Genomic DNA, 26,138 nt, shown 5'->3' with positions numbered 1-26,138 from the left:
CCAAGGAGAGGCATGATGTCAACGATAACGCGTTTATTAACCAACAAGCATGTAGTTATCGCGATGCTAGTCGCGCCAGTGCTCGCAGTGATAGCCTATTTTGCGGTCGATGCCAGTGTGTCTGAAGCGCCCAAGGCGGCCCAACCGGGGAAAAGCTACCCGCTTGCTGTCCGCTCCAACTGTCGCTATACCAGCGGATTTTGTCAGCTCGAAAATGGTGATATGAAACTCAAACTGGAGTCACAAGGGATCGAGGATAATCAGCTTACGTTGCAGCTAGTCAGTGAGTTGCCTTTAGAAGGTGTTCGTATTGGCCTGGCACAGACCTCGCCCCAAGCAATGCAAGCCACCGGTGATAAAGGTACCCACTGGCTCGTATCACTGCCAGCACCAAAGAGTAATGATGCACAAATCCGCGTCGCAGTGAGCATGGCGGGTAGCCATTATTTTGCGCAAACGCCTGCTACGTTTATCGAGCACAAGACCTTTTACACCGAACACCAGCAAGCCCAAGACGCATCATAGTCGACGACAAAATGCGTCATAATTGATGATACGATGATGGCCCCAGCGAAGGGCTCCACTAGCTATTCAGCGACATCACGGCAGGTCGAATCGCGGCAATAATCACAGCGATTTTGTGTTCATAAGCTTGTTCAGCAAGCCAGTGGTTCACATCGGCCCATCCGTCGCCATCCAAGTGAGCAAGTTCATCGACTTCAATATGACCATCAATAGGATCAAATCGTCCTTCGACCTTGACGGTACCGATATCGGTTTCAAGGCGCGCGAATGCAAACGGCGTCATTATTTTCCTCGCTGTTGTAATAGGGTCCGTAGCTTCAGCGGCTTCACGGGCTTAGACAGATACGTAAAGCCTAGCCCAGTTACCGCCTGTTGTGTTTCAGTACTGCGGTCAGCGCTGATCATTACGCCATGAAAACAAGCGCCCAACTTTAGCTGGCATTGCTGTAATACTTGTAGGCCCGTTTGTTGGTTGGCTAAATGATAGTCACTCAGCACAAATTCAGGTTGCCATTGTTCACTGATTTGCTGCATTGCCTCGCCAACATCTTGCGCGCACCGCACATCACAGCCCCAACGTGATAAAAGCTGGGTCATTCCGGTCAAAATATCTTGTTCATTATCAACGCATAATACTCGGCACCCTTCCAACACCTGGGCGCTGTGCAGCGTTGGTGTGGCGCCTTTCGGAATAGCATTCACTTGGCGGATATCACTGCCATCAACAGTGACGGAAAAAACAGTCCCCTTGCCTGGCCATGACTGCAGTCCCAACGGTTGAGACAAGATTTGGCTAATGCCTTTCGCGATAGCCAACCCCAGTCCCAGCCCCTGCTCTGCACCTTGGCGCTCAATCCGAGTGAACTCTTGAAAAATATCTTGCTGGCGAGCCAACGGGATCCCATCCCCATCATCCCAAACCTCGATTCGATAATCATGGCCGGTACGGCGCACGCCCAATAACACCCGTCCGTCTGGGTTGTAGCGAAAGGCATTGGTTAAGAAGTTTTGCAATACTCGCCTAAGGAGGGTTTTATCCGAGCGCACAATGGCCCGGCTGCGGCAGACATGAAAATCGAGGCCTTGTCGGTGTGCTAACACTCCAAATTCCGCTTCAAGCGCATCAAAGACTTCACTCAATGGAAAGGATTCAATCCGGGCTTTCATCTTGCCCGATTCAAGACGAGAAATATCCAATAAGTCTCCAATCAATACCTCAGCGCTTTCGAGCGCACTTTCGATATGCTGCGCGGCGGTTCCTGTTTCGCGGTTGACCGCCATTTCACTCAGTGATGAGGCAAACAAGCGCGCCGCATTGAGCGGTTGCATTAAGTCGTGACTCACTGCGGCTAAAAAACGGCTTTTTGACTGCGAGGCAGATTCCGCTTTACGGGTGGCGTCGATTAAACGGCTATTCAAGCGCTCCAATTCCTGGGTTCGCTCAGTCACACGCGCTTCCAAGGTTTCGTTTGACTGTTTGAGCGCGGCTTCGGCATCGCGGAACGCGGTGATATCGGTAAAGGTCATGACAAAGCCCCCGCCCGGCATCGGATTACCTTGCAATTCAATCACGCGCCCGTCGGGATGAACACGCGAGGACGTATGCGGCTTTCGCCGCGTTAAGTGCATCACTCGTTTGCTCACATGATCCTCCGGATCGCCCGGCCCACACAATCCCCGCTGAGCATTGAACCGGATTAGGTCTGCGACCGGTCGTCCGACTTGAATAAGCCCAGGTGGGAATTGGAACATATCGATATAACGCTGATTCCACGCCACTAGCCGTAATTGTTTATCCACCACCGATATCCCTTGATTGATATGCTCAATGGCGCCTTGCAAAAGACCGCGAGAAAAATCAAACAACTCAGAGGCTTCATCCACGATGGTGGCAATTTCCTCCAGCTGCATATTTCGTCCTTGTAGTGCAGAAGACAGCACCAGCCGAGCGGATGACGATCCAAACACGCCCGCCAGCACCCGCTCGGTATGACGAATTAAAGGGGCGCTGGCCTGTTGCTGTGGCATTAACTCCTCACCGCGCTGCTCAGCAAATTGGCTAAAAGCCTGGCGCATGCGTCGACGCCCCACGAAGCGTGACGCCAGCATCTCAAGCTCTGCGACCGTGACTCGGCTTTGATACAAGCGCGCACCATCGTTTTCGGGTAATGGCATGCCGACAAATGCGGCGGCTTGCAAGCGCTCACTCAGTGACGGTCGTGTTAATAAAGACACAAGGATAAAGCTGGCGGCATTCATCAATACGCTAAAGGCCAACCCCCAATCAATAATATTAAGCCCGGCGAGTGGAGGTAATGATGGTGGCGTAATCAGCCAGATAAGCATATTGGATTGCCCATCCCCTGCCAGCATCCCGGTTTGGACCATCATGGTCACCAACCAAAGCGAAAATCCGACCGTCAGCCCAGCGTACACCCCTTTTTTATTTCCTTGCCGCCAATACAAGGCGCCAACCATGGCAGGTGCAAATTGCGCGATGGCAGCAAAAGACAGAAAGCCAATTTCTGACAAGGTTGGGACGGTTAAAATCAAATGATAGAAGCCCCAGGCGGCAATCAAAATCAAGAAAATCAGCGCGCGACGGACGTTGAGTAATAAACCAGAAAATTGCGCGAAATTGCGAGAGGCCATTTTCATACGCCGTAACAGCAGCGGCATAACAAGATCATTGGAGACCATAATGGCCAGCGCAATGGTAGAAACAATCACCATGCCACTGGCTGCCGAAGCACCGCCCATAAACGCCAGTAATGCCATGCCTTCCGCGCCCACAGATAAGGGCAAGCGGATCACATAGGCATCCGCCGGTGTACCGGGCAATAACGCTTGCCCGGCATAAGCCATGGGAAGGACAAAAATTAGCATCAGGAGTAGATAGGTTGGGAAGACTTTACGTGCCATGTTCAAATCGCTTGCACGCGTGTTTTCCACCACCATGGTATGAAACTGGCGCGGCAGACAAATAATCGCAGCGCCCGTTAAAAAGGTGTGAATGATTAAACTACCGACATCGGGCTCACCGATAACGCCTGATGCTTCAAGCGTTATTGGCAACGTCGGCGCTTGGAATAACAGCGCAACAACAAACACGCCAACCCCGAGAAAAGCCACCAGCTTAATGACAGATTCAAACGCCACTGCCATCATCATACCGCGATGATGTTCGGTGCTATCAATGTGTCGAGTACCAAATAACACCGTAAAAACGGCGAGAACGACACACACCAACCACGCAATTTGCGTTTGTTCTAAGCCAACACTCCGCCCCATTTCCGGCGAGAGCACGTCAAGGCCCATGGCAATGCCGCGTAGTTGCAACGCAATATAAGGGAGCACCCCCACCACAGCGATCAGCGTCACCATCACAGCCAGTCCCTGAGACTTGCCATATCGCGCCGCAATAAAGTCAGCGATCGAAGTGATATGTTCGCGTTTGGCAATCAGAATGAGACGAGCGAGAAAGCGCCATCCTAGGGTAAACACCAACATCGGCGCCAGATAAATCGGCAAAAAGGACCATGGAGAGCTGGACGCTTGGCCGACGGTGCCAAAAAAGGTCCAAGAGGTGCAATAAACGGCAATGGAAAGGCTATAAATCCAAGGCCGCCATTTGTGAAGCCAGCGCGGCTGGCGATCGCCATACCAGGCAATGGCAAATAATGCCCCCATATAGAGCAGTGAAACAGAGACAATTACCCAGCCTTGTGTCATGACTCCCTTCCTGACGCCATAATGTGCCAAATCCTTTGGCTGGGTGTACCACGGCAACGGCGCCCACTCAATCATGCAATGCTGGCTTTGTGGGCGCTCTAGCTAACTTTATTGCAAGCCGGTAAGCCGTTTATTGCACACTGGCATGCTTGGCGCGTCGAAATTCGGGCTCACGCAAGGGGAGCACAAAAACAGGCAACGCAAGCAGCGCCATTGCGTAAAAGGTTCCCGATGGCGAAACCGCATAAATCCACCCACTTGTAGTAGTAAGAGCCGCGACCACCGCGCCCATCGGCAACGCGTTATAAGCAGCTTGTGCAGCGACCAACCGCGTTCCGCATTCACGCTGAATATACTGCATGGCACCCAAGTGCGCACCGGCAAAGGTGACGCCATGGAGTAACTGAACCAACACAACGGGAATGGCTGCGGTGGTGGTGCCTGTTATCCCCCAACGGATCAATACGCCTAACGCAGCCAATTGGAATAGCGACTTGGACGACCAACCGCTAAAAAGCCGGGCGCCGAGAGCAAATACGGCCACTTCTGATACGACGCCCAAGCTCCATAAATAGCCGACGATACTCTCGCTGTAACCGGCCTGCTTCCAATAAATCGCACTAAAGCTGTAATAGGCGGCATGACTGCCCTGCAACAAAGAGGCGATCAGCAAAAATACAATGACCTGACGATCACGGAATAGCTGACGCATCGACACTTTGCTGCCTGTCATATCATGCTCGCTTTGCGGCATGATGGTCGGACGACGCAAGGTCAGCAGTAAACATGCCGATAAGCCACCGATTGCCACCCAAGGAATAATTGCCGCCGATTGCTCGGTCACCAACCAGCCCGTTAAGCTCGAACCGACAATAAAGGCAATCGACCCCCAAAGACGCGTACGACCATAGTCGATATACCGATGACGCGCGTAATAGTTCGCTAACGCATCAGACAAGGGCACCGCTGGACCAATGGCTAAATTAAACAACACAGTGACGAAAGCCAGCCACCACACATTGGCGCCCATCATAGGATGCAAGGCACAGGTCACTAACGCCATCAAGGTCAACGCCCGCAGAGCCGGCAACAAAGCCTCAACCTGTTGCACGCGCGGAGTAAACACTAAGTTGGCGACACACCGGGTAGCAAAACCAAGCCCAATCAAGGTCCCGATCACGCCCGAATTAAGGCCTAGAGACTCAAACCATATCGCCCAAAACGGCAAATACACGCCATACGAAAAAAAGAAGCCGCCAAAATATTCTGACAACCAACGAAAGGGGGAACATTGGGTTAATGCCATATCATTACTTCATATTAAGAGACATACGGCGCTAAGTGTCGCAGTAATAGGACGGGAAAAAAAGACACAAGCGGCGCTTATTGATGGCAAAACATTGATCTCGTCGATGAAACCGTCGTAACTGGCTAGACTAAAGTCGGCTAGCAGGATCGCGAGGGCTAAGACACACTGAGGCTATCATAGTGAGGAGTGCGATTATGCCTGAACCTTTTGACACCTCGCAGCCACCGTTTGATTGCCTAACGCCCGCACAAGCCAAACAATGTCGACAAGCGCTGGATGTTGGCTATTTTCGGCGTGGTGACAGCCTGATCCATGCAGGCGATACGGGTGAGCAGCTGTTTATTATTATTAAAGGCAGTGTCGAAGAAGTCTCAGAAGACGGCCAAGAAGTGTTTTCTCACTATACGTCTGAAGATTTATTTGACGTCCCCACGCTCGTGCACGGCACCGCCAAACATCAATACCGCGCCCTAGAAGATACGCTTTGTCACCTACTACCGGCCGAGGTGTTTCTTGCGATATACCATAGTAATCAAGACTTCCGCGATTACTTTGAGACCAACTTACAACGCCGACAAGCGTTAATGGTCCAGGCACGTCAGCAACAAAACCTCGCCGAATTTATGCTCACCAGGATTGATGATAGTAATATTCAACCTGCGTTATGTATTTCCCCAACGCTGACGATAAAAGCCGCGACCGCGCAAATGAAAGCCGAACGCTGTGACTGTGCTTTGGTAACGTTTGATGATGGAGACTGCGGGATTATTACCCGGACGAACTTATTACACGCTTTGGTACTCGATGACTATGATCAATCCGCCCACGTTGGCGAGGTGGCCACGCGCCCTGTGGTCAGTGTTGAGCGCGGTGACTTTCTTTTTCACGCCATGATCAGTATGACGCGCCAGCGCGTGAAGCGTGTGCGTGTGGTCGACCAGCAAGGGCAAACCGCGGGGATGCTTGACCTGCCGCAAGTGCTGAGCCTATTTTCAACCCACTCACACGTGCTCAACTTGCAAATTGCGCGCGCCCAAACCATTGATGAGTTAGTTATCGCCGCCAATAGCCAGAGCAAACTGGTGCATACCCTATTTAATAACGGCATCCATACCCGCTTTGTGATGCAACTCATCGCTACCGTGAATGAACAAATCATGGAAAAAGCCTTTCGCTTGTTGGTGCCCGAGAACTATCAAAACCAGTGCTGCATGGTGGTGATGGGCTCAGAAGGACGGGGCGAGCAAGTACTTAAAACCGATCAGGATAATGCGCTTATTCTCGCCGATGACCTGGACTGGCCGGATTGTCAGCAAGTCATGGCGACCTTTTCACACACGCTTTATCAACTGGGCTACCCGCCCTGTCCCGGCAATGTGATGGTCAGCAACCCCAAATGGGTAAAAACCGCCTCGCAATGGCAACAAACCGTGCGCAACCTCGTCCAAAGTGCCAATGAAAAAAGCGTGATGGATCTGGCCATCTTAGCCGATAGCCAAGCGATTGCTGGGGATCTCAGCTTGATTAATGCGATCCAAACACCACTTCACGAGGCGTTAAGTGACAATATGTTGGCGCTTAATACCTTTGTGCGTCCCGCGCTGGCCTTCCGGGTTCCTTTGACCGTGTTTGGCTCGCTTAAAAGCAGTAAAGAAGGGCTAGATATTAAAAAAGGCGGCATTTTCCCGATCGTCCACGGTGTTCGCACCATGAGCTTAGAAAAAGGGATCACCGAGACCAATACCTTTGAGAGGCTCGCGCAACTGGCCCAGTTAGGCACACTGGCCGACGAGACGGCAGAAAACCTGTCAGAGGCGCTAAAACTGTTTATTCGTCTTCGTCTACGCCAACAACTTCGTGGTGAGCAGCAAAGTAACCGTCTGGATGTGGCCGACTTACCGTCGAGTGAACGCGATCTGTTGCGCCACGGGTTGCACGTGGTGAAAAAGTTTAAACAATCCCTCGCATTCCACTATCATGTGAGGGATTAACGTGAACCAGCTAGCTCGCTATTGGTATCGCTATCGGTTGCGCCACTCTCCTTATCGCGCGCTCTTTTTACCGCCAGATAAACGTACCCTGATATCACTGGATTGTGAAACCACCAGCCTTGACCCAGCTCATGCCGAGTTAGTCACGATTGCGGCGACACCGATCAAAGGCAACCGTATTCTGACCAGTCAATCGCTGACACTCACCCTTGCCGCACCCGAAAGTTTAAGCGCCGGCTCCGTGCGCATTCATCAATTGCGTCATCAAGATCTTGTCCATGGTGTCAGTGCCAAGCAGGCCATGACCTCACTGATCCACTTCATCGGTAATCATCCTTTGGTTGGCTACCATATCCGCTACGACAAAAGCATTTTGGATCGCTATGCCCGTCAATATCTTGGTTTCCCGCTGCCCAACCCACTGATTGAAGTCAGCGACATTTATCAACGCAAATTAGAGCGCCTACTCCCTAATGCTTATCATGACATCAGCATGGAAGCGATCAGTCGCCATCTAGAGCTTCCCCTTCCTGCTCGCCATGATGCTTTAGACGATGCCTTAGCAGCGGCCCTGATTTATGTTCGCCTGACGCAAGGCGAGATGCCAATCCCTCAATCTCGGTAATCCAGCGCCCTTGAATCGCAATAAAAGTGCGATCCAGCGCCCAGTAACTGGCCCGACAACACCACAATCCACTTAAAAATCAAGGGGCTCATCCTAAAGTCTAATTGCCGGATAGCCTTATCTGTCACACCTTTACTGCATGGTTTACGTTTGCCAGGCCGCGGTAACGCCTGACATCTCACGACATGGAAGCGCCGCGCGGAGCATCGCGGACACGAGGAGAAACAGGATGAGCGATAGTCACGTATATCCCGTCATGCCTTCAATTGCACAAAAGGCACACGCTGATGAGGCCAAATATCAAGCTCTCTATCAGCAGTCAATTACCGACCCTGAGGGGTTTTGGCGAAAACAAGGCCAGATAATTGATTGGATAAAACCTTACAGCAACGTCAAGCACACGTCCTTTGATACGGGGCATGTCGATATTCGCTGGTTTGAAGATGGCACACTCAACGTGGCGGCTAACTGTATTGATCGCCACCTAAAAGACAAAGGCGATCAAATCGCGTTGATTTGGGAAGGCGATGATCCCAACGACGATGCGACCCTGACTTACCAAGCCCTTTACGAGCACGTGGGTCGCTTTGCTAACGCCCTAAAAGCGCAAGGGGTTAAAAAAGGCGATGTGGTTTGCTTGTATATGCCGATGGTCATGGAAGCGGCCATCGCGATGCTCGCTTGTGCGCGCATTGGGGCGGTGCATACCGTCGTATTCGGTGGCTTCTCCCCTGAAGCGCTTGCAGGCCGCATCATTGACTCGAACGCGAAAGTGGTGGTAACTGCGGATGAAGGGGTACGCGGTGGCCGTGCCGTCCCGTTAAAGCAGAATGTCGATGAAGCGCTAACCCACCCCGATGTGAAATCAATCGAAAAAGTGGTGGTCTACCAGCGCACAGGTGGCGACATTGATTGGCATCATCACCGCGATGTCTGGTGGCATGAGGTCACGGAAAACGCATCGGTGGATTGCCCCGCAGAAGAAATGCAGGCTGAAGATCCCCTTTTCATTCTCTACACCTCCGGCTCCACCGGCACCCCCAAAGGCGTTCTCCACACCACAGGCGGATACTTGGTTTACGCCGCAATGACCTTTAAATATGTTTTCGATTATCAAGACGGCGAGGTGTTCTGGTGTACGGCCGATGTCGGCTGGATTACCGGTCACAGCTATCTGGTGTATGGCCCGCTCGCGAACGGGGCAAAAACCCTTTTATTCGAAGGTGTCCCCACCTACCCGACCACGGCGCGAATGAGTGAAGTGGTCGATAAGCACCAGGTCAATATCCTCTACACCGCCCCCACCGCGATTCGCGCACTGATGGCCAAAGGCAATGAAGCCGTTGCCGGCACCCAACGTAATTCGCTACGGATCATGGGATCGGTCGGCGAGCCTATTAACCCCGAGGCCTGGGAGTGGTATCACAGCACCATCGGTAATCAAGCCTGTCCAATTGTCGATACTTGGTGGCAAACAGAGACGGGCGGGATTTTGATTACGCCCCTCCCTGGCGCCACGCCACTTAAACCGGGCTCAGCAACGCGTCCTTTCTTTGGTGTTCAGCCAGCGCTGGTCGACAACATGGGCAACCTTCTTGATGGCGCGACAGAGGGTAACCTCGTCATGCTCGACTCGTGGCCAGGACAGATGCGGACCGTCTTTGGCGATCACGACCGCTTCGAGCAAACTTACTTCTCCACCTTTAAAGGCATGTACTTTACCGGTGACGGGGCGCGTCGTGATGAAGACGGCTATTACTGGATCACCGGGCGCGTCGATGATGTCCTCAATATCTCGGGGCACCGAATGGGCACCGCCGAAGTCGAATCCGCGCTCGTCGCATTCGATAAAATTGCCGAAGCCGCAATTGTTGGGGTACCTCATGATATCAAAGGCCAAGCCATTTATGCCTATATCACCCTCAACGCCGGTGAAGTACCAAGCGCCGAGCTGCATAAAGAAGTGAAAGAATGGGTGCGAAAAGAAATCGGACCGATCGCCACGCCAGATTTCATTCATTGGACCGATGCGCTCCCTAAAACACGTTCCGGTAAAATCATGCGCCGAATTCTGCGTAAAATTGCCACAGGCGAAACCGGAAGCTTGGGAGATACGTCTACCCTTGCCGACCCGAGTGTGGTGGATAAGCTTATTGCAGAAAAAGAGAGTGTGGTGTAACCCTAACGAAAGATTGCTTAGCAACCTTTGCCGCCCACGGGCGGCTTTTTTATTCTTGCGCGCTAAACCTGCTTTAGCGCGCATTTTTTCAACACCAACAGGACGAAGTGTGCTGATTAGACCAGTATTTTGCTGCGATTTGCGGTGAATTCTCTATAATTGCTATCACAAAGGATAAAATCGCATGTGGCGTACCATCACAGCATGCGTACCAGCAGGAATTCACACTAAGCTGACACGATGTTAGCGAATAGGAGAAGTAAGCCTCAAGATGCCGACAAGAAACCACATTTTAGTCTTAAACGGCCCGAACCTTAACTTGCTCGGACGCCGTGAGCCTGAACACTATGGCTCTCAGACCCTCGCGCAAATCATGGCCGCGTTAGAGGCTCAAGCCACAGGTTTGGCATTGACTCTTGAGCACTTTCAATCCAACAGTGAAGCTAGCCTCATTGATAAAATCCACCAAGCGATGGAAAGCGTGGATTTTATTATTATTAACCCAGCCGCTTTGACGCACACCTCGGTTGCATTGCGCGATGCACTGCTCGGGGTCAACATTCCCTTTATTGAAGTGCATTTATCTAATGTTCACGCCCGCGAACCCTTCCGACATCATTCCTATTTGTCGGATAAAGCGGTCGGCGTGATCAGTGGCCTAGGGGCTGATGGTTACGAATTCGCCTTAACAGCTGCCGCACGCCACCTCGCGTTTGCGGCCCAGTAAAACAAAACATAAGAAGAGACGTATCATGGATATCCGCAAGATTAAAAAACTGATCGAACTTGTCGAAGAGTCGGGCATCTCCGAACTCGAGATTGCCGAAGGTGAAGAGTCCGTACGAATCAGTCGCTCAGCACCCGCAGCGCCAGCCCAAATGGCTGCGCCACAGTACGCACCACAATACGCAGCACCGGCTGCGCCAGCACCCGCGCCTGCCCCCGAGGCTTCTGCCGCAGAGCCAGCAAGCGCACCTAAACCGACTGGCCATCAGGTTCTGTCACCCATGGTTGGCACCTTCTACCGTGCACCGAGCCCAGAGTCGGCAGCATTTGTCGAAGTCGGCAGCCAAGTGAAAGAAGGCGACGCCTTGTGTATCGTTGAAGCCATGAAAATGATGAACCAAATCCAAGCCGATAAGAGCGGGGTGGTGAAAGCGATTCTGTGTGAAGACGGCCAGCCCATTGAATTCGACGAACCACTCGTGATCATCGAATAAGCGAGGGCGCATGTTAGATAAAATTGTAATTGCTAACCGTGGTGAAATTGCACWGCGGATTTTGCGTGCTTGTAAAGAGCTCGGCATTAAAACCGTGGCGGTGCATTCCACCGCAGATCGCGATCTTAAGCATGTCTTGTTAGCCGACGAAACCGTCTGTATTGGCCCCGCGCCAAGCAATCAAAGCTACTTGAACATTCCTCGCATTATCAGTGCCGCTGAAATCACCGGTGCTGTTGCCATTCATCCTGGCTACGGCTTCTTATCAGAAAATGCCGATTTCGCCGAGCAAGTCGAACGCTCAGGGTTTGTGTTTGTTGGCCCAAGAGCAGAAACCATTCGTCTGATGGGGGACAAAGTCTCCGCCATCGAATCGATGAAAAAAGCGGGCGTACCCTGTGTGCCAGGTTCAGATGGCCCTCTAGGTAGCGATCAAGAAAAAAACAAAGCGATCGCCAAGCGTATCGGGTATCCCGTCATTATCAAAGCGTCTGGCGGCGGCGGTGGCCGTGGTATGCGTGTGGTTCGTGCCGAATCGGAACTGATTGACGCCATTGCCATGACGCGTTCTGAAGCAAAATCCGCGTTCAGCAACGACATGGTTTACATGGAAAAATTCCTTGAAAACCCACGTCATGTTGAAGTGCAGGTACTCGCAGACGGTCAAGGTGGTGCCATTCATCTCGGTGAACGCGATTGCTCAATGCAACGCCGCCATCAAAAAGTGGTCGAAGAAGCCCCTGCACCAGGGATCACTGCAGAAATGCGTAAGTTTATTGGTGAACGTTGCTGCCGCGCGTGTGTTGAAATTGGCTATCGCGGCGCCGGTACCTTTGAATTTTTGTATGAAAACGGCGAGTTCTTCTTTATCGAGATGAATACACGTATTCAAGTTGAGCACCCTGTGACAGAAATGGTCACGGGTATCGATTTGGTTAAAGAGCAACTACGTATCGCTGCCGGTCAGCCGCTGTCGTTTACGCAAGACGATATTCAGATTCGTGGTCATGCGGTCGAGTGCCGGATCAACGCCGAAGATCCAGAGCGCTTTATCCCCAGCCCGGGACAAATCCAACGCTTTCATTCGCCAGGTGGCATGGGTGTACGCTGGGAGTCCCATGTCTATACGGGCTATCACGTGCCTCCCCATTACGACTCCATGGTCGGCAAGCTTATTTGTTATGGGGAAAACCGCGACGTTGCGATTGCTCGCATGAGAAATGCGCTCGCTGAAACGGTGATCGACGGCATAAAAACCAATATCCCACTCCAGATCGACATTATGAATGACGAGCACTTCCAACGCGGTGGTGCCAACATTCATTACCTCGAGAAGAAGCTCGGCTTGTCATGACCAGAGCGTAGAACGATAAATAGACGCAAAGCGGCCTGCATATTTGTAGGCCGCTTTTTGTTTGCAGCATGCACAGTGTTGATCTGATAAAATCTTCAGTATTCCTTATCCTGACACGAGATTCACCATGCCTTGGATCCAATTAAAACTGAACGCCAATGCCGACAATGCTGAAGCACTTGGCGATCTACTGATGGAAGAAGCCGGCGCGTTGTCTGTGACCTTCCTTGATGCCAAAGACACCCCGGTTTTTGAGCCTTTACCCGGCGAAACCCGCTTGTGGGGCGAAACTGACATCATGGCGTTGTATGATGCACAAGCCGATATGGATACCGTATTAGCGGTACTAAACGCGAGCCCATTGCTGGCTGACAACTTTGCCCACAAGATCGAGCAGCTCGAAGACAAAGACTGGGAACGGGCATGGATGGATAACTTTAAGCCGATTCAATTTGGCGAGCGGCTGTGGATCTGTCCGACCTGGTGTGAGGCCCCCGATGACACGGCAGTCAACGTGATGCTGGATCCTGGACTCGCCTTTGGCACCGGCTCTCACCCAACCACGGCTCTTTGTTTGGAGTGGCTTGATAGCTTGGATCTAAACGGAAAAACCGTGATTGATTTTGGCTGTGGCTCAGGCATTCTAGCCATTGCGGCTATCAAGCTGGGCGCTGAGCGGGTCATTGGCATTGATATCGATCCCCAAGCCCTGCTCGCCTCCAAGGACAACGCTGAGCGTAATGGTGTTGCCGATCAACTGCACCTGTATCTCCCGAAAGACCAACCAGCCGATCTGAAAGCAGATGTGGTCGTGGCCAATATTCTCGCTGGCCCACTCCGTGAGCTTTCTGGCGTGATCAAAGGGCTGATCAAACCAAATGGTCAACTAGCGATGTCTGGCGTTCTCGATTCTCAAGCCGAAGACGTTGCTAATCACTATCGCGATCGTCTCGATATTAACCCGATCGTCGAACGTGAAGAGTGGTGCCGGATAAGCGGCCAGTTGCTCACTTAATCGGTCAGATCGTCGCGCTATGAGCTTGCCGCACAAGTAACTTTTGTCGGTAAGCCATGGTTGACGTGCTACTTGAAATGCTTGATTAATCAGCGAAACGCGGCTGATACAAAAAGTGCGAGAAAAATCAAGCCATCAATGCTCAAATATTGTCCTTTTCAGACGCAGCAAAAATGCGTAAAATGCGCGCCCTTGCTGACTCAGAGCGGCTGAAGAGGATTTAGAGCTTTTGCGTATCGGACCTTACACCCTGGATGTCCCTTTGATCGTCGCCCCAATGGCCGGCGTGACGGACCGACCATTTCGTGAGCTATGCCTTGCGCATGGTGCCGGTATGGCTATCAGTGAAATGATGTCATCCAATCCAGCATTGTGGCGGACGAACAAATCGCAAAAGCGCATGGTTCATATTGACGAATCCGGTCTACGCTCAGTGCAAATCGCGGGGGCTGAACCCGAGCTTATGGCTGAGGCGGCGCGATTTTGTGTCGAGAACGGGGCGCAAGTGATTGACATCAACATGGGTTGCCCAATGAAAAAGGTCAATAAAAAGCTAGCAGGCTCTGCATTGCTAACTCGACCCGATCTGATTGAGCAAATCCTAACAGCCACGGTAAACGCGGTGGATGTTCCCGTGACGCTTAAAACGCGTACAGGCTGGGATCCGGACAATAAGAACTGTGTAACGATCGCCCGGATGGCGGAAGATTGTGGTATCCAAGCCCTTGCACTGCATGGCCGCACGCGTGCTTGCATGTACAAAGGTGAGGCAGAGTACGACAGCATTAAAGCTGCGAAAGCAGCGGTATCGATTCCGGTGATAGCCAATGGCGACATTGATTCACCAGAAAAGGCCCAGTATGTTCTCGACTATACAGGGGCAGATGCCGTAATGATTGGTCGCCCTGCTCAGGGACGCCCGTGGATTTTTCGCGAAATCCACCACTATCTCACCACAGGTGAGCACTTGCCTGCCCCTTCATTAGAAGAGGTTAGGACGATTTTGTTGGGTCATGTTCAAGAGCTTCATCAATTTTATGGGGAGCTCAAAGGATTACGTATTGCCCGAAAGCACGTGGGCTGGTACCTCAAAGAGCATGATCAAATTGGCGACTTTCGCCGCACCTTCAACGCAATCGAAGATGCACAACAGCAGATCGATGCGCTGCAAGGCTACTTCGACAACGTTGCATAAATACGAGAAGAGCTGACAGAATATGTTCGAACAAAACCTGACTTCCGAAACATTGACAGTAACAACTGTAACTTCACAAGATCAAATTACGCAAAAGCCACTTCGTGACTCTGTAAAAGCGTCCTTGAAGAACTACCTCGCGCAATTGAATGGCCAGGAAGTCAACGATCTGTATGAGCTTGTCCTCGCAGAAGTTGAGCAGCCACTGCTGGATACCATCATGCAATACACCCGCGGTAACCAAACCCGCGCAGCCACCATGATGGGCATCAACCGCGGTACATTGCGTAAGAAACTGAAAAAGTATGGCATGAACTAATCAATCATTAGTTTAGCTGTGATAAAACGGGCTAGCCGTTAATCGGTTAGCCCGTTTTTGTTTTCTCTGATGGTGCAACGCACCTTTCCTTAACAGCATGAGTTGGAATCTTCACTGTCCGCTAGGGTTTCCAATATTGAGCAATGGGTCGCGTCATCGTCGTCCATACCGCAGCAGGCGGCATTTAAACGTGTCAGGGCATGCTTGACCCGCTCTAGCGCGGCTATCTTCTCTGAGACCTCATTCAGGCGCCGCTGGGTGATCCCTTTCACTTCTGCACAGGTGTGTAACGTCGCTTCTTCGCGAATGTCAGACAGCTCGTGAATTTCATCAAGCGATAATCCCATTTCTTTGCCGCGCAAAATGAACATGACTTGGCTAATGGCATCATCGGCATAAAGCCGGTATCCCCCCTCTGTACGCGCACTCGGGGCCAGTAGACCGGACTTTTCATAAAAACGCAGCGTATCGGTGGAGACACCACAGTGCTTGGCTAGCTCACCTATTTGCAGCAACTTGGTCATCACCGCTCCTTTTCATGTTGGATGAACTCTCTTTTTGTAACAAAGGCGGGCCCTTATGACCAGCGTTGCATCAAGGCAAGCAACAACAGCCCGATAAAAACAATAAAAATGTCGCCATCAGCAAATAGCAATCGATTGCGCAAATAAAATCAGATAGAATGGCGCCGCTTTGACAATTGGCAGTTTAATAAAGTTTACCTATGTGGTTAGCCATGGTGGGCTTTGATAAGCATTCAATCTGTCAGTGAAGAGAACTAAGCCATGGAAAATCTGCGTCCTATTCGTCGCGCGTTACTCAGCGTGTCTGATAAAACCGGTGTGGTCGAGTTTGCCCAAGCACTCGCCCAACGCGGTGTCGAACTGCTATCGACCGGCGGCACGGCCCGTTTGCTCGCAGAAAACGGCCTTGCGGTCACCGAAGTCTCCGAGCATACCGGCTTCCCAGAAATGATGGATGGCCGCGTGAAAACCCTCCACCCGAAAATTCACGGTGGTATTCTGGGCCGACGCGGTCAAGACGATGCGGTGATGGAACAGCATCAGATCGCACCGATTGATATGGTAGTAGTGAACCTCTACCCGTTCGCACAAACCGTTGCCAACCCAGATTGCACACGTGATCAAGCCATCGAGAATATCGATATCGGCGGCCCAACCATGGTGCGCTCAGCGGCGAAAAACCATGCTGATGTCACCATTGTGGTAAACAGCCAAGACTATGATCGCGTGCTCACCGAGATGGATCAGCACCAGCAGTCTTTGACACATGCCACGCGCTTTGATTTAGCGATTGCCGCGTTTGAGCACACCGCGGCCTACGATGCCATGATTGCGAATTACTTTGGTACCCAAGTGCCTGCCTATCATCACGCAGAAGACAGCCAAGAGTCGCCATTCCCACGCACCCTGACCCAACATTGGGTTAAAAAGCAAGACATGCGCTATGGCGAGAACAGCCATCAGGCGGGCGCCTTTTATACTGAAGCCCACCCGCAAGAAGCCTCGGTGGCCACGGCGACCCAACTGCAGGGCAAGGCGCTGTCTTATAACAATATCGCTGACACCGATGCGGCATTAGAGTGCGTGAAAGAATTTGAACAGCCTGCCTGCGTGATTGTAAAACACGCCAACCCTTGTGGCGTTGCTATCGGTGAAGACTTACTCAGTGCCTATCAGCGCGCTTATCAAACCGATCCGACCTCAGCATTTGGTGGCATTATTGCCTTTAACCGTGAGCTGGACGGCAACACGGCACACGCCATTGTTGAGCGTCAATTTGTCGAAGTGATCATCGCACCGCGCGTCAGTGAGGCTGCCAAAGCAGCGGTTGCGGCAAAGAAAAACGTCCGTCTTCTCGAGTGTGGCCAATGGCAAGCGCGCACCACAGGGTGGGATAGCAAGCGCGTCAATGGCGGCTTGTTAGTTCAAGCACGCGACCAAGGCATGGTCGGTTTAGACGATTTGCGCATTGTCACTGAGCGTCAGCCCACAGACAAAGAGCTAAGCGATGCCCTATTTTGCTGGAAAGTGGCAAAATACGTAAAATCGAACGCGATTGTGTATGCCAAAGACAGCATGACCATCGGCGTCGGCGCCGGCCAAATGAGCCGCGTCTACTCGGCGAAAATAGCCGGCATTAAAGCGGGCGATGAGCAGCTCGAAGTGGCCGGTAGTGTGATGGCCTCTGATGCCTTCTTCCCTTTCCGTGACGGCATTGATGCTGCGGCAAAAGCTGGGATCACCTGCGTGATCCAGCCGGGTGGTTCGATGCGTGATGACGAAGTGATTGCCGCCGCCAATGAGCATGGCATGGCGATGGTCTTTACCGGTATGCGCCATTTCCGCCACTAAGTGGGCGATGAAGGAGAACACATGAAGGTATTAGTAATTGGTGGCGGTGGCCGCGAGCATGCGCTAGCGTGGAAAGCCGCGCAATCATCCAACGTTGAGATCGTATATTGCGCGCCGGGAAACGCCGGTACCGCGCATGAAAACAAGTTGAGTAACATTGCGATCGCAGCTGATGACGTTGAAGGGTTGCTGGCTTTTGCCCGCGAGCAACAGATTGATTTAACCATCGTCGGTCCTGAAGCGCCCTTGGTGTTGGGCGTGGTCGATGCCTTCCGTGAGCACGGCTTAGCCATCTTTGGTCCTACCCAAGCGGCCGCGCAACTTGAGGGGTCTAAAGCGTTCAGCAAAGACTTTTTAGCGCGCCACGGCATTCCCACCGCTGACTACCAAACCTTTGCCAAGGTGGAGCCTGCACTGGCCTACATCGCGGAAAAAGGCGCGCCCATTGTGGTCAAAGCCGACGGCCTTGCCGCTGGCAAAGGGGTCATTGTGGCGATGACCGAGCAAGAAGCGACTGAGGCCGTGCGCGATATGCTCTCGGGCAATGCCTTTGGTGAAGCGGGCCACCGCGTGGTCATCGAAGAATTTCTGCAAGGCGAAGAAGCAAGCTTTATCGTCATGGTGGATGGTGAGCATGTGTTGCCAATGGCCACCAGCCAAGACCATAAACGCGCAGGTGAAGGCGATACCGGCCTCAACACCGGCGGTATGGGTGCATACTCGCCCGCCCCTGTGGTCACCGACGCCATTCACCAACGCGTGATGGACGAGGTGATTATGCCCACCGTCAAAGGGATGTATGCGGATGGTGCGCCCTATACCGGCTTTTTATACGCAGGATTGATGATCGCCGCCGATGGGACGCCAAAAGTCATTGAGTTTAACTGTCGCTTTGGCGATCCGGAAACTCAACCGATTATGATGCGTTTGCAATCTGACTTGGTGGAGCTTTGCCTGGCTGGCACGCAAGGACGCCTCAATAAAGTCGATTCTCAGTGGGATCCACGTGCAGCCGTCGGCGTGGTTTTAGCCGCAGGTGGCTATCCAGGAGACTATCGTAAGGGCGATCGTATTACTGGGCTGCCTACCGATAGCGATACCGCCAAAGTGTTTCATGCCGGTACTGCGCTCAACAACGGCGACATTGTCACATCTGGCGGGCGTGTACTCTGTGCAACGGCACTGGGAGAGACGGTAACAGCCGCCAAACAAGGCGCTGACGCGCTTGCCGCTATGATTTACTGGCCAGGCTGCTTTTATCGCAGTGACATCGCCCACCGCGCGGTATCTCGCGAAAAGGCCGATTTATCGACTTAATGTTACATCGCGGCATGCCGCATCCAGCAAGCCAGACCCGATAAATGCGCCACCAAGGCGCATTTTTTATATCCGCGGTTTTTACGTGTCGACGAGCTTTTTTGCTTCGATAGGGTTTTGTTCATCGAGCGTCTATGCATCGAGCTTTTATTCGTCAAGTAAGCGAGGGCGCTGCAAACAGGCTTTGTTATTATCGACATATACAAGAAAGTCGATGTTATCGCGTAGGATACCTGAATCGCCACCTGCTACCACAAAGGTGCCGGGCTGACTTATCTGCGAAACCACGCTGGGATCAATCGTGTCAGAAAATGTCCAACGTTGGGTATCGCCACGACAATCGACCCAACGGTCGCCCTGACGCTGCGCTTGCCACACTGATACATCACGTGACAACTGCGTCTTTGCTTGCTGCTGTACTTGATTGGCTTCTTGATAAAGGCGGGTCAGTGTCGCGCTACTCAAGGGGAGTAAGGTTTCATCTTGCTGATAGCGCTGAAAGACAGGCTCACCACTGGCATCAAATCGAACATAGATAGAGAAGGGAGCTAATGCGGCGCCCGCCAGCTGTGTGCCCTCTCGTTTGATTGCACGCAAGCTGCCGTCTCGCCAGACATACTCGCTACGATAACGACCATAATCGCCCTGCCACACCTGCTCGGCTAAACCAATTACCTGCCCTTGCTGACTATCCAACCAGTAAACAGCGCGATAATCGCCGGCGGAAGCGGCGGTCATATGCGTAACCGGCTTGGAAGGCTGCCCACTTGAGCACCCAACCAGGATGGCCATCAACGCGACTATCCAAAATTTAGAACGCATCACGAGTCCACATACAAAAACGCCATAGCGAGAAGGCTATGGCGACATGAGCAGTAACGCTTATTTAACCGCGTCTTTTAACGCTTTACCCGCGACAAACGCAGGTACGTTTGCTGCCGCAATTTGAATTTCTTGACCCGTTTGTGGGTTGCGACCTGTGCGTGCTGCACGGTGGTTCAATTTAAACGTACCGAAGCCAATCAGTTGTACCTGCTCGCCTTCTTTCAAAGCGCCTTCAATACCGCCTAAAGTCGCTTCCAAAGCGGTTTTCGCTTGTGCTTTTGAAAGTTCTGCTTTTTCTGCGATCAGGTCGATCAGTTGGGTCTTGTTCATTATGTCTTCCCTTCTAGGTTTTTTAGAGACGAAGTCACTCTAATTCAAAAGAAGCCCGGCTGGCAAAGGTTTGTGGCGCTCTGTGTGGCTGTATGGAGGCTCTTTAACCACAAACTGAGCGCGAACTCACAATTTGTTGCGTTTTTTCTCAGTTGAAAGGTTGTAAACGCCCGCCAATGGCCTGATCTTTAGAGTGTTGACTGACTTTTAACTTCGGAAATTTATGCTCATTCTGATCCTTTTTATCTCGCTTTCAATTGGTGTGTCTTTCATCTGCTCAGTACTGGAAGCTATTTTGCTGAGTATCACACCGAGCTATATTGCCAATCTAAGAAACCAAGGTCATCCAGCCGCAGAGCGGCTCAACGCGCTTAAAAAAGATATTGATCGGCCACTCGCATCCATTCTGACACTGAATACCATTGCGCATACCGTTGGAGCCGCCGGTGCAGGCGCGCAAGCTGCCCATGTATTTGGTGATGCTTGGGTCGGGGTATTCTCCGCCGTTCTTACACTGGCGATTCTTCTTTTATCAGAAATCATTCCTAAAACCATTGGCGCCAATTTCTGGCCTCAACTGGCACCCAGTGCCGCCGTCATTCTAAAGTGGATGGTCTGGGCATTAACGCCGTTTGTTTGGCTGTCCGAACAAATCACCAAGCGGCTGAGCGCGGATACCACGCATGTCAAACTGCGTGACGAAATTTCAGCGATGGCAATGCTGGCATCTGAAAGTGGCGAAATGGGCGAAGATGAAACGCAAATGCTCAATAACATGCTTAAATTACGCGATCTTCCTGCCACTCAGCTTATGACGCCACGCCCCGTATTATTTCGTGTCCCCGCCGACATGGATGTTAACACCTTTCTCGAGGAACATGGCGATTGCCCCTTCTCACGTCCTCTTGTCTACGGTGAGCAGCGCGACGATATTTTGGGGTTTGTCCACAAATCCAATATCTATGAAGTCAAAACCGAAGGGGCAGGACAAACACGGTTAGGCAACTTGATGCGTCCACTCGCGGTGATCTTACCCGGTAATACGGTCTTACAAGCATTTGATATTTTAATGATTCGCCGCGCTCAATTGGCGATGATTGTCGACGAATACGGCACGGTACAAGGGATTATCACGCTCGAAGACATTTTTGAGTATCTCACCGGAAGAGAAATCATTGATGAGGCGGACACCGTGACGGACATGCAGCAACTGGCTTATCAGCGCTGGGACGCCTGGAAGAAGCAGCATAATATGATTGAAAGCCAAGACGATGACGAGCCACCGGTACAACGACATACCGATGAGTCATAACTCGAAAAGGCGGCCTAGGCCGCCTTTCTGTTCTTACTAACGTTTTGGCAATTTACGCTTACTCAGCGCGCAACCCTAGATTACTCACGCCAGCTTCTCGAAGCTCTTGCCGGATGCCTTTGAGCATCTCCACATCACGACTTTCGGCACTTTTCAGCACACGGAAGATTGCCCACTGGGCATCCCATTCCTCACAAACCGCCTCAAACGCCTTTTGATTGTCATCGGTTACCGTTTCACCGGTTTGTGCTTCTTCAAGCTGGGCAACACTGAGGACCGACTGCTGAGAAACTTTTAATGTAATGGGCAAGATTTCATCACGATCTAACAAAGCGTGAAGAAGCTGAGACAAGGCAATACAGGCATCAATCGCCGGATACGTCAGATAGATGGCATCGTCATCAGCCACAGGGATCAATGGCTCGAGCTTTTCTAATTGACGCTCAAAGTCAATTTTAGCCGTTTTGACCGTTTGCGATTCCCAAACCGCATCGAGAATATTGCGAAACGCTTGCGGGTCGGCAAATTCTGTTTGCGCACAGAAAAGCGCGTAGTTTGGCACCATACGCTCCACCAGCGCAGCCATAAAACTAATATGTTGCCAATTCTCACATTTTTCCAAACGCAGTTGTAAAGGGTTTCGTAACATAGCTAATTGATCTTTAATAGCGGGAAGGACAAACGTCCTCGGTCAATGAGGGCAGTGTACTCGATTCCCCCCAGCATAAAAAGGAGCCTTTGTGGATAAAGTTTACGTTATCAGCGAGCATGCCGAGACCTATCTCCGGTTACTGCATAACGCCACACTACCTAAACTCACCGTCGTGGATCGCCCCGATCAAGCCACTATCTGGCTCGCCGATCCGCCACTGGCGGCGCCTCAATTATGCTATGGCGATCAGCTCCGCTGGTTACAATCAACATTCGCCGGTATCGACGCCCTGATCAACGCACCTTATCGACGCTATCAATTAACCAATGTGAGAGGCATTTTTGGTGACTTAATGGCCGAATACGTCTTCGGCTATTTGCTCAACGAAACACGACATATTACTCAATATGCAGACCAGCAAGCGCAACGTCTTTGGCAACCGCACGACTACACGTCGTTACGTGGAAAAACACTGGCTATTCTGGGGACGGGCGCCATTGGTCAGCATATTGCCACCGTGGCTCATGCGTTTGGGATGCACGTGCTGGGCACCAACCAAGATGGGCGTGCTGTCGAGGGGTTTGAGCACACCATGACGCTGACTGTGCTGCGTCAGCGGCTAGGCGAGGTCGATGTGTTAGTCAGTACACTGCCCGCAACAGCGGAAACGGCCCAATACGTGAATGCTGATTTTTGGCAATACGCACAAGACCTCTTGTTTATTAATGTCGGTCGCGGCGCAACGGTCGATGAATCTGCGCTCATTAAGGCCCTGGACGAGAAAAAACTGCGCTTAGCCGTATTGGACGTGATGCAGCAAGAGCCGTTACCTCAAGCGCATCCTTTTTGGGCGCATCCTCGTGTTCACATTACCCCACATATTGCTGCCGTTAGTTTTCCCGAACAAGTTTTTGAGCTTTTTGCAGATAATTATCGCCGTTGGCATGCCGGTAAGCCGCTGGCTCATCAGGTCGATTTTAACAAAGGGTATTAAACAAACGCTCGCCGATTGGCGAGCGTGATCGTTAGCGGTGATAAGGCTTAGATAATTCATGTACCGCATCAATAAAGACGCCTGCATTCTCAGGTGGGACATCCAAGTGAATGCCATGGCCGAGGTTAAACACATGGCCAGTCCCTTCACCGAAACCTTCCAAAATCGTCGAGACTTCTTGGCGAATGCGCTCAGGGCTGGCATATAACATCGACGGATCCATATTACCTTGTAGAGCAACATTGTCGCCAATCCGTGCTTTGGCATCAGCCATGTTAATGGTCCAATCAAGCCCAACACCATCACACCCGGTCGCGGCAATGCGTTCCAACCACATACCCGCATTTTTAGTAAACAAGGTCACTGGCACGCGGCGCCCGTCATGCTCTCGGATCAGACCGTCGACAATTTTCTGCATATACTGCAAAGAGAAGTCATTGTAATCGCGCGGCGTTAGCACGCCACCCCAGGTATCAAAGACCATGACAGACTGCGCACCCGCCTTAATCTGCGCGTTTAGATAACTAATCACACTGTCGGCGAGCTTGTCGAGTAAGGCGTGTAACGTCTGCGGCTCGGCATACATCATCTTTTTGATCTTGGTAAAGGCTTTAGAGGTGCCACCTTCTACCATGTAAGTTGCCAGTGTCCATGGACTGCCAGAGAAGCCAATCAAGGGAACTTCACCCGCCAATTCTTTGCGGATAGTGCGCACCGCATTCATCACGTATTGCAATTCCCCTTCGGGATCGGGCATACCGATTTTATCGACATCCGCTTTACAGGTGATGGGACGAGAAAACTTGGGGCCTTCTCCCGTTTCAAAGTACAGCCCTAATCCCATTGCATCAGGAATAGTGAGAATATCTGAAAATAAGATAGCGGCATCCAAATCAAAGCGACGCAACGGCTGCATGGTCACTTCACAGGCCAATTCCGCATTTTTACACAACGACAAAAAGTCACCCGCCTGCGCACGTAATTCTCGATATTCAGGAAGGTAGCGACCCGCTTGGCGCATCATCCACACGGGCGTGCAATCTACCGGTTGCTTATAAAGGGCGCGTAAATAACGATCGTTTTTCAATTCGGTCATTGTGTTTAAACCTGTGTGCGAAAAGTGGCCGTCATTGTATCACTGTAAAATGGCAACAAAAGCGAAGCTTTGTTAACAGGATCATAAAACGGCCACCCAAGGACCACGAACGATTGCTGGTGATTTAACCGCATGGTAAAACCATCCTATAACGACAATAGATCTACAAAAGACAATAGATCTACAAAAGACATAGGTCTACAAAAGACAACATGTTCGCATCTTACCCCGGCTCCCCTACGGCCGGGTTTTTTTATGCCTGCGTCAAGGTGCAGCTGGCCTCAATCAAGCGTCGAGCAATCGTTCCTGTTGGTGCGACTAACGGTAACTGGTCCATATCAAACCATTGTGCATCGGTGAGCTCCTCATAGTCGGGGTTTAGATCCCCTCCGGCATAATCGGCGAGAAACCCCATCATCACATTAGAAGGAAACGCCCAGGGCTGGCTTTCCATGTAACGAATATTGGTTATCGATAGGCCCGTTTCTTCTTTCACCTCACGCGCCACACATTGCTCGAGCGTTTCGCCAGGCTCAACAAACCCCGCAATCACGGTATACATGCCCGTTTTATGACGAGGGTGCTGAGCAAGCAACAAACGTTTACCATCGCGCACGGCAACAATCACACACGGCGATACGCGTGGATAATCATGACGCTGGCAGCTTGAGCACCACATCGCTACCGCCTGCGCGTTAAATTCCGTACGCTGACCACAGCAACCACAAAATGCTTGCTGATGGCGCATATGATCGAGCTGGATGACCCGCCCGACTAACGCAAATAAGTCCGCTGACAGATAGGGGAGTAAGTCCCGAAAGCCTGCCATCTCGTCATCGGGAAGCATGGCGTTACAATTAAATACCCCCACCACCGGTGTCTGCTGATAGTCACCGACAGTCACTGTATCACCACCAGCAAACGGCAGCTGCGACAAGGGCATACATGGCAATTGACCACCTGGCAGCCAAAGTTTGCTCTTGCTAACTACACATACATAGACGGCTTTTTGATTCTGAGACATGGTCACTTCCTTAGCCTTGCAGCTACACTTGAATACTGGCAATCTAGTTTCATAACGTGATGCAAAGGATTGAGCAGCCCGTTAATTTTCAGCCGGCCTTATATAGTGCCATTCATTCGCTGATCGATCACGAGGACACCGATCATGCTGAGAAAACTTGAACGTACCAAAGCCCAATGGAGCGGTTACGACGAGGTTATTGATTACTGGCTTGAGTTACGCCGCCAATTATTGGTGGAGTATTACAATGTGGCTGGCGTGGCCGCCAAAAAAAAACAATCGCTGCCAACAAAAGCAGAACTCGATAATTTCTGTGATCATCTTGTCGACTATATCTCGACCGGCCACTTCAAGATCTACAACATGGTCATGGAGCGTTGGCAGTCAACAGGGTTCGCGGCGACGAAAGAGACCGATAACCTTTATTATCGCATCGTTGATACGACAGACCCTCTGTTAGACTTTAATGATAAATTCAGTGCGGTAGACTTGGACGACGAAGATTATGACGCCACCGATTTTGACCAAGATATGTCTGCGATTGGTGAGTGGCTTGAGCAACGTTTTGAGTTGGAAGATACTTTAATTCGATTGATTGCTGACAGTCTGGCTCACCCGCCGGGCGCCTAAAACGCATCACCTAATATCAATAGAAACGCCGCCTCTTGAGATGCGGCGTTTTTTGTGCGCTGAATGAACACAAAAACAAAAGGCATCTCCGAAGAGATGCCTTTTTATTCGACTTAGCT

24 protein-coding genes are annotated in these 26,138 nt (G+C 51.5%); 15 read left to right on the top strand and 9 right to left on the bottom strand.

Annotation, left to right across the window (positions count from 1 at the left end; genetic code table 11):
• Positions 1 to 12 precede the first annotated feature (12 nt).
• Positions 13 to 525, top strand: a complete 513-nt coding sequence (locus BZG76_RS14700) for a hypothetical protein (RefSeq protein WP_241824103.1) — start codon at positions 13 to 15, stop codon at positions 523 to 525.
• A 58-nt stretch (positions 526 to 583) separates the two neighbouring features.
• Here BZG76_RS14700 and BZG76_RS14695 read toward each other — a convergent pair whose 3' ends face one another.
• The 3 genes from BZG76_RS14695 to BZG76_RS14685 all read right to left on the bottom strand — a co-directional run bounded on the left by BZG76_RS14695 (position 584) and on the right by BZG76_RS14685 (position 5,563).
• The gene (locus BZG76_RS14695) at positions 584 to 808 is read right to left on the bottom strand and encodes a hypothetical protein (protein ID WP_077461897.1); all 225 of its coding nucleotides are present in this window, start codon (positions 806 to 808) and stop codon (positions 584 to 586) included.
• Entirely contained in the window at positions 808 to 4,257 is a 3,450-nt protein-coding gene (locus BZG76_RS14690) for a PAS domain-containing hybrid sensor histidine kinase/response regulator (protein ID WP_077461896.1), read from the bottom strand. The genes BZG76_RS14695 and BZG76_RS14690 overlap by 1 nt, the downstream gene beginning before the upstream one ends.
• 130 nt (positions 4,258 to 4,387) lie before the next feature.
• Positions 4,388 to 5,563, bottom strand: coding sequence for a 3-phenylpropionate MFS transporter (locus tag BZG76_RS14685; protein ID WP_021024103.1), 1,176 nt, complete (start codon positions 5,561 to 5,563; stop codon positions 4,388 to 4,390).
• Positions 5,564 to 5,760: 197 nt separating this feature from the next.
• On the opposite strand from BZG76_RS14685, the gene BZG76_RS14680 reads away from it, so the two are divergent.
• The 9 genes from BZG76_RS14680 to fis all read left to right on the top strand — a co-directional run bounded on the left by BZG76_RS14680 (position 5,761) and on the right by fis (position 15,464).
• A complete protein-coding gene (locus BZG76_RS14680; RefSeq protein WP_077461895.1) occupies positions 5,761 to 7,557 on the top strand; it encodes a DUF294 nucleotidyltransferase-like domain-containing protein in 1,797 nt (598 codons plus the stop codon).
• A 1-nt stretch (position 7,558) separates the two neighbouring features.
• Entirely contained in the window at positions 7,559 to 8,182 is a 624-nt protein-coding gene (locus tag BZG76_RS14675; RefSeq protein ID WP_077461894.1) for a 3'-5' exonuclease, read from the top strand.
• A gap of 229 nt (positions 8,183 to 8,411) precedes the next feature.
• Positions 8,412 to 10,361 carry an acetate--CoA ligase gene (gene acs, locus BZG76_RS14670; RefSeq protein WP_077461893.1) on the top strand — a complete coding sequence of 650 codons (1,950 nt, stop codon included), beginning with the start codon at positions 8,412 to 8,414 and terminating at the stop codon, positions 10,359 to 10,361.
• Positions 10,362 to 10,632: 271 nt separating this feature from the next.
• Positions 10,633 to 11,088, top strand: coding sequence for a type II 3-dehydroquinate dehydratase (gene aroQ / locus BZG76_RS14665; protein WP_077461892.1), 456 nt, complete (start codon positions 10,633 to 10,635; stop codon positions 11,086 to 11,088).
• 25 nt (positions 11,089 to 11,113) lie between these two features.
• Positions 11,114 to 11,581 carry an acetyl-CoA carboxylase biotin carboxyl carrier protein gene (accB, locus tag BZG76_RS14660; protein WP_077461891.1) on the top strand — a complete coding sequence of 156 codons (468 nt, stop codon included), beginning with the start codon at positions 11,114 to 11,116 and terminating at the stop codon, positions 11,579 to 11,581.
• Between the two features lie 10 nt (positions 11,582 to 11,591).
• Positions 11,592 to 12,935: an acetyl-CoA carboxylase biotin carboxylase subunit gene (gene accC, locus BZG76_RS14655; RefSeq protein WP_077461890.1), complete on the top strand. Its 1,344-nt coding sequence runs from the start codon at positions 11,592 to 11,594 to the stop codon at positions 12,933 to 12,935.
• A gap of 127 nt (positions 12,936 to 13,062) precedes the next feature.
• Positions 13,063 to 13,950: a 50S ribosomal protein L11 methyltransferase gene (prmA, locus tag BZG76_RS14650; RefSeq protein ID WP_077461889.1), complete on the top strand. Its 888-nt coding sequence runs from the start codon at positions 13,063 to 13,065 to the stop codon at positions 13,948 to 13,950.
• A 229-nt stretch (positions 13,951 to 14,179) separates the two neighbouring features.
• Positions 14,180 to 15,145 (top strand): tRNA dihydrouridine synthase DusB, encoded by a 966-nt coding sequence (gene dusB, locus BZG76_RS14645; protein WP_021024112.1) that lies wholly within the window; start codon positions 14,180 to 14,182, stop codon positions 15,143 to 15,145.
• A 22-nt stretch (positions 15,146 to 15,167) separates the two neighbouring features.
• Positions 15,168 to 15,464, top strand: a complete 297-nt coding sequence (gene fis / locus BZG76_RS14640; RefSeq protein ID WP_021024113.1) for a DNA-binding transcriptional regulator Fis — start codon at positions 15,168 to 15,170, stop codon at positions 15,462 to 15,464.
• A gap of 89 nt (positions 15,465 to 15,553) precedes the next feature.
• Here the strand turns inward: fis and zntR are convergent, their stop codons facing one another.
• Entirely contained in the window at positions 15,554 to 15,979 is a 426-nt protein-coding gene (zntR, locus tag BZG76_RS14635) for a Zn(2+)-responsive transcriptional regulator (protein ID WP_394329759.1), read from the bottom strand.
• Between the two features lie 270 nt (positions 15,980 to 16,249).
• Between zntR and purH the strand changes: the two genes are divergently transcribed.
• Together purH and purD are read left to right on the top strand one after the other, a co-directional pair.
• Positions 16,250 to 17,839 (top strand): bifunctional phosphoribosylaminoimidazolecarboxamide formyltransferase/IMP cyclohydrolase, encoded by a 1,590-nt coding sequence (gene purH / locus BZG76_RS14630; protein ID WP_077461888.1) that lies wholly within the window; start codon positions 16,250 to 16,252, stop codon positions 17,837 to 17,839.
• Positions 17,840 to 17,860: 21 nt separating this feature from the next.
• A complete protein-coding gene (gene purD / locus BZG76_RS14625; protein ID WP_077461887.1) occupies positions 17,861 to 19,156 on the top strand; it encodes a phosphoribosylamine--glycine ligase in 1,296 nt (431 codons plus the stop codon).
• Between the two features lie 147 nt (positions 19,157 to 19,303).
• On the opposite strand, the gene BZG76_RS14620 is transcribed toward purD, so the two are convergent.
• Both BZG76_RS14620 and hupA read right to left on the bottom strand, forming a co-directional pair.
• Positions 19,304 to 19,978: a DUF1481 domain-containing protein gene (locus BZG76_RS14620; protein ID WP_077461886.1), complete on the bottom strand. Its 675-nt coding sequence runs from the start codon at positions 19,976 to 19,978 to the stop codon at positions 19,304 to 19,306.
• Positions 19,979 to 20,038: 60 nt separating this feature from the next.
• The gene (hupA, locus tag BZG76_RS14615; RefSeq protein WP_021024119.1) at positions 20,039 to 20,311 is read right to left on the bottom strand and encodes a nucleoid-associated protein HU-alpha; all 273 of its coding nucleotides are present in this window, start codon (positions 20,309 to 20,311) and stop codon (positions 20,039 to 20,041) included.
• Between the two features lie 223 nt (positions 20,312 to 20,534).
• Between hupA and BZG76_RS14610 the strand changes: the two genes are divergently transcribed.
• Positions 20,535 to 21,623, top strand: a complete 1,089-nt coding sequence (locus BZG76_RS14610; protein ID WP_077461885.1) for a CNNM domain-containing protein — start codon at positions 20,535 to 20,537, stop codon at positions 21,621 to 21,623.
• A 58-nt stretch (positions 21,624 to 21,681) separates the two neighbouring features.
• On the opposite strand, the gene BZG76_RS14605 is transcribed toward BZG76_RS14610, so the two are convergent.
• On the bottom strand, positions 21,682 to 22,272 hold the full coding sequence (locus BZG76_RS14605; protein ID WP_077461884.1) for a YjaG family protein: 591 nt from the start codon (positions 22,270 to 22,272) through the stop codon (positions 21,682 to 21,684).
• 91 nt (positions 22,273 to 22,363) lie between these two features.
• Between BZG76_RS14605 and BZG76_RS14600 the strand changes: the two genes are divergently transcribed.
• Entirely contained in the window at positions 22,364 to 23,269 is a 906-nt protein-coding gene (locus tag BZG76_RS14600; RefSeq protein WP_077461883.1) for a D-2-hydroxyacid dehydrogenase, read from the top strand.
• Positions 23,270 to 23,300: 31 nt separating this feature from the next.
• On the opposite strand, the gene hemE is transcribed toward BZG76_RS14600, so the two are convergent.
• Together hemE and nudC are read right to left on the bottom strand one after the other, a co-directional pair.
• A complete protein-coding gene (gene hemE, locus BZG76_RS14595) occupies positions 23,301 to 24,365 on the bottom strand; it encodes a uroporphyrinogen decarboxylase (RefSeq protein ID WP_025744440.1) in 1,065 nt (354 codons plus the stop codon).
• Positions 24,366 to 24,618: 253 nt separating this feature from the next.
• Positions 24,619 to 25,389 carry an NAD(+) diphosphatase gene (nudC, locus tag BZG76_RS14590; RefSeq protein ID WP_077461882.1) on the bottom strand — a complete coding sequence of 257 codons (771 nt, stop codon included), beginning with the start codon at positions 25,387 to 25,389 and terminating at the stop codon, positions 24,619 to 24,621.
• A 144-nt stretch (positions 25,390 to 25,533) separates the two neighbouring features.
• On the opposite strand from nudC, the gene BZG76_RS14585 reads away from it, so the two are divergent.
• On the top strand, positions 25,534 to 26,019 hold the full coding sequence (locus BZG76_RS14585) for an Rsd/AlgQ family anti-sigma factor (RefSeq protein WP_025744442.1): 486 nt from the start codon (positions 25,534 to 25,536) through the stop codon (positions 26,017 to 26,019).
• Positions 26,020 to 26,138: the final 119 nt, after the last annotated feature.

This window comes from Salinivibrio sp. AR647 (genome assembly GCF_001995415.1).
GTDB lineage: Bacteria > Pseudomonadota > Gammaproteobacteria > Enterobacterales > Vibrionaceae > Salinivibrio > Salinivibrio costicola.
Note: the sequence above shows the minus strand (reverse complement) of the source record. Positions and strands in the feature narration are given on the sequence as shown.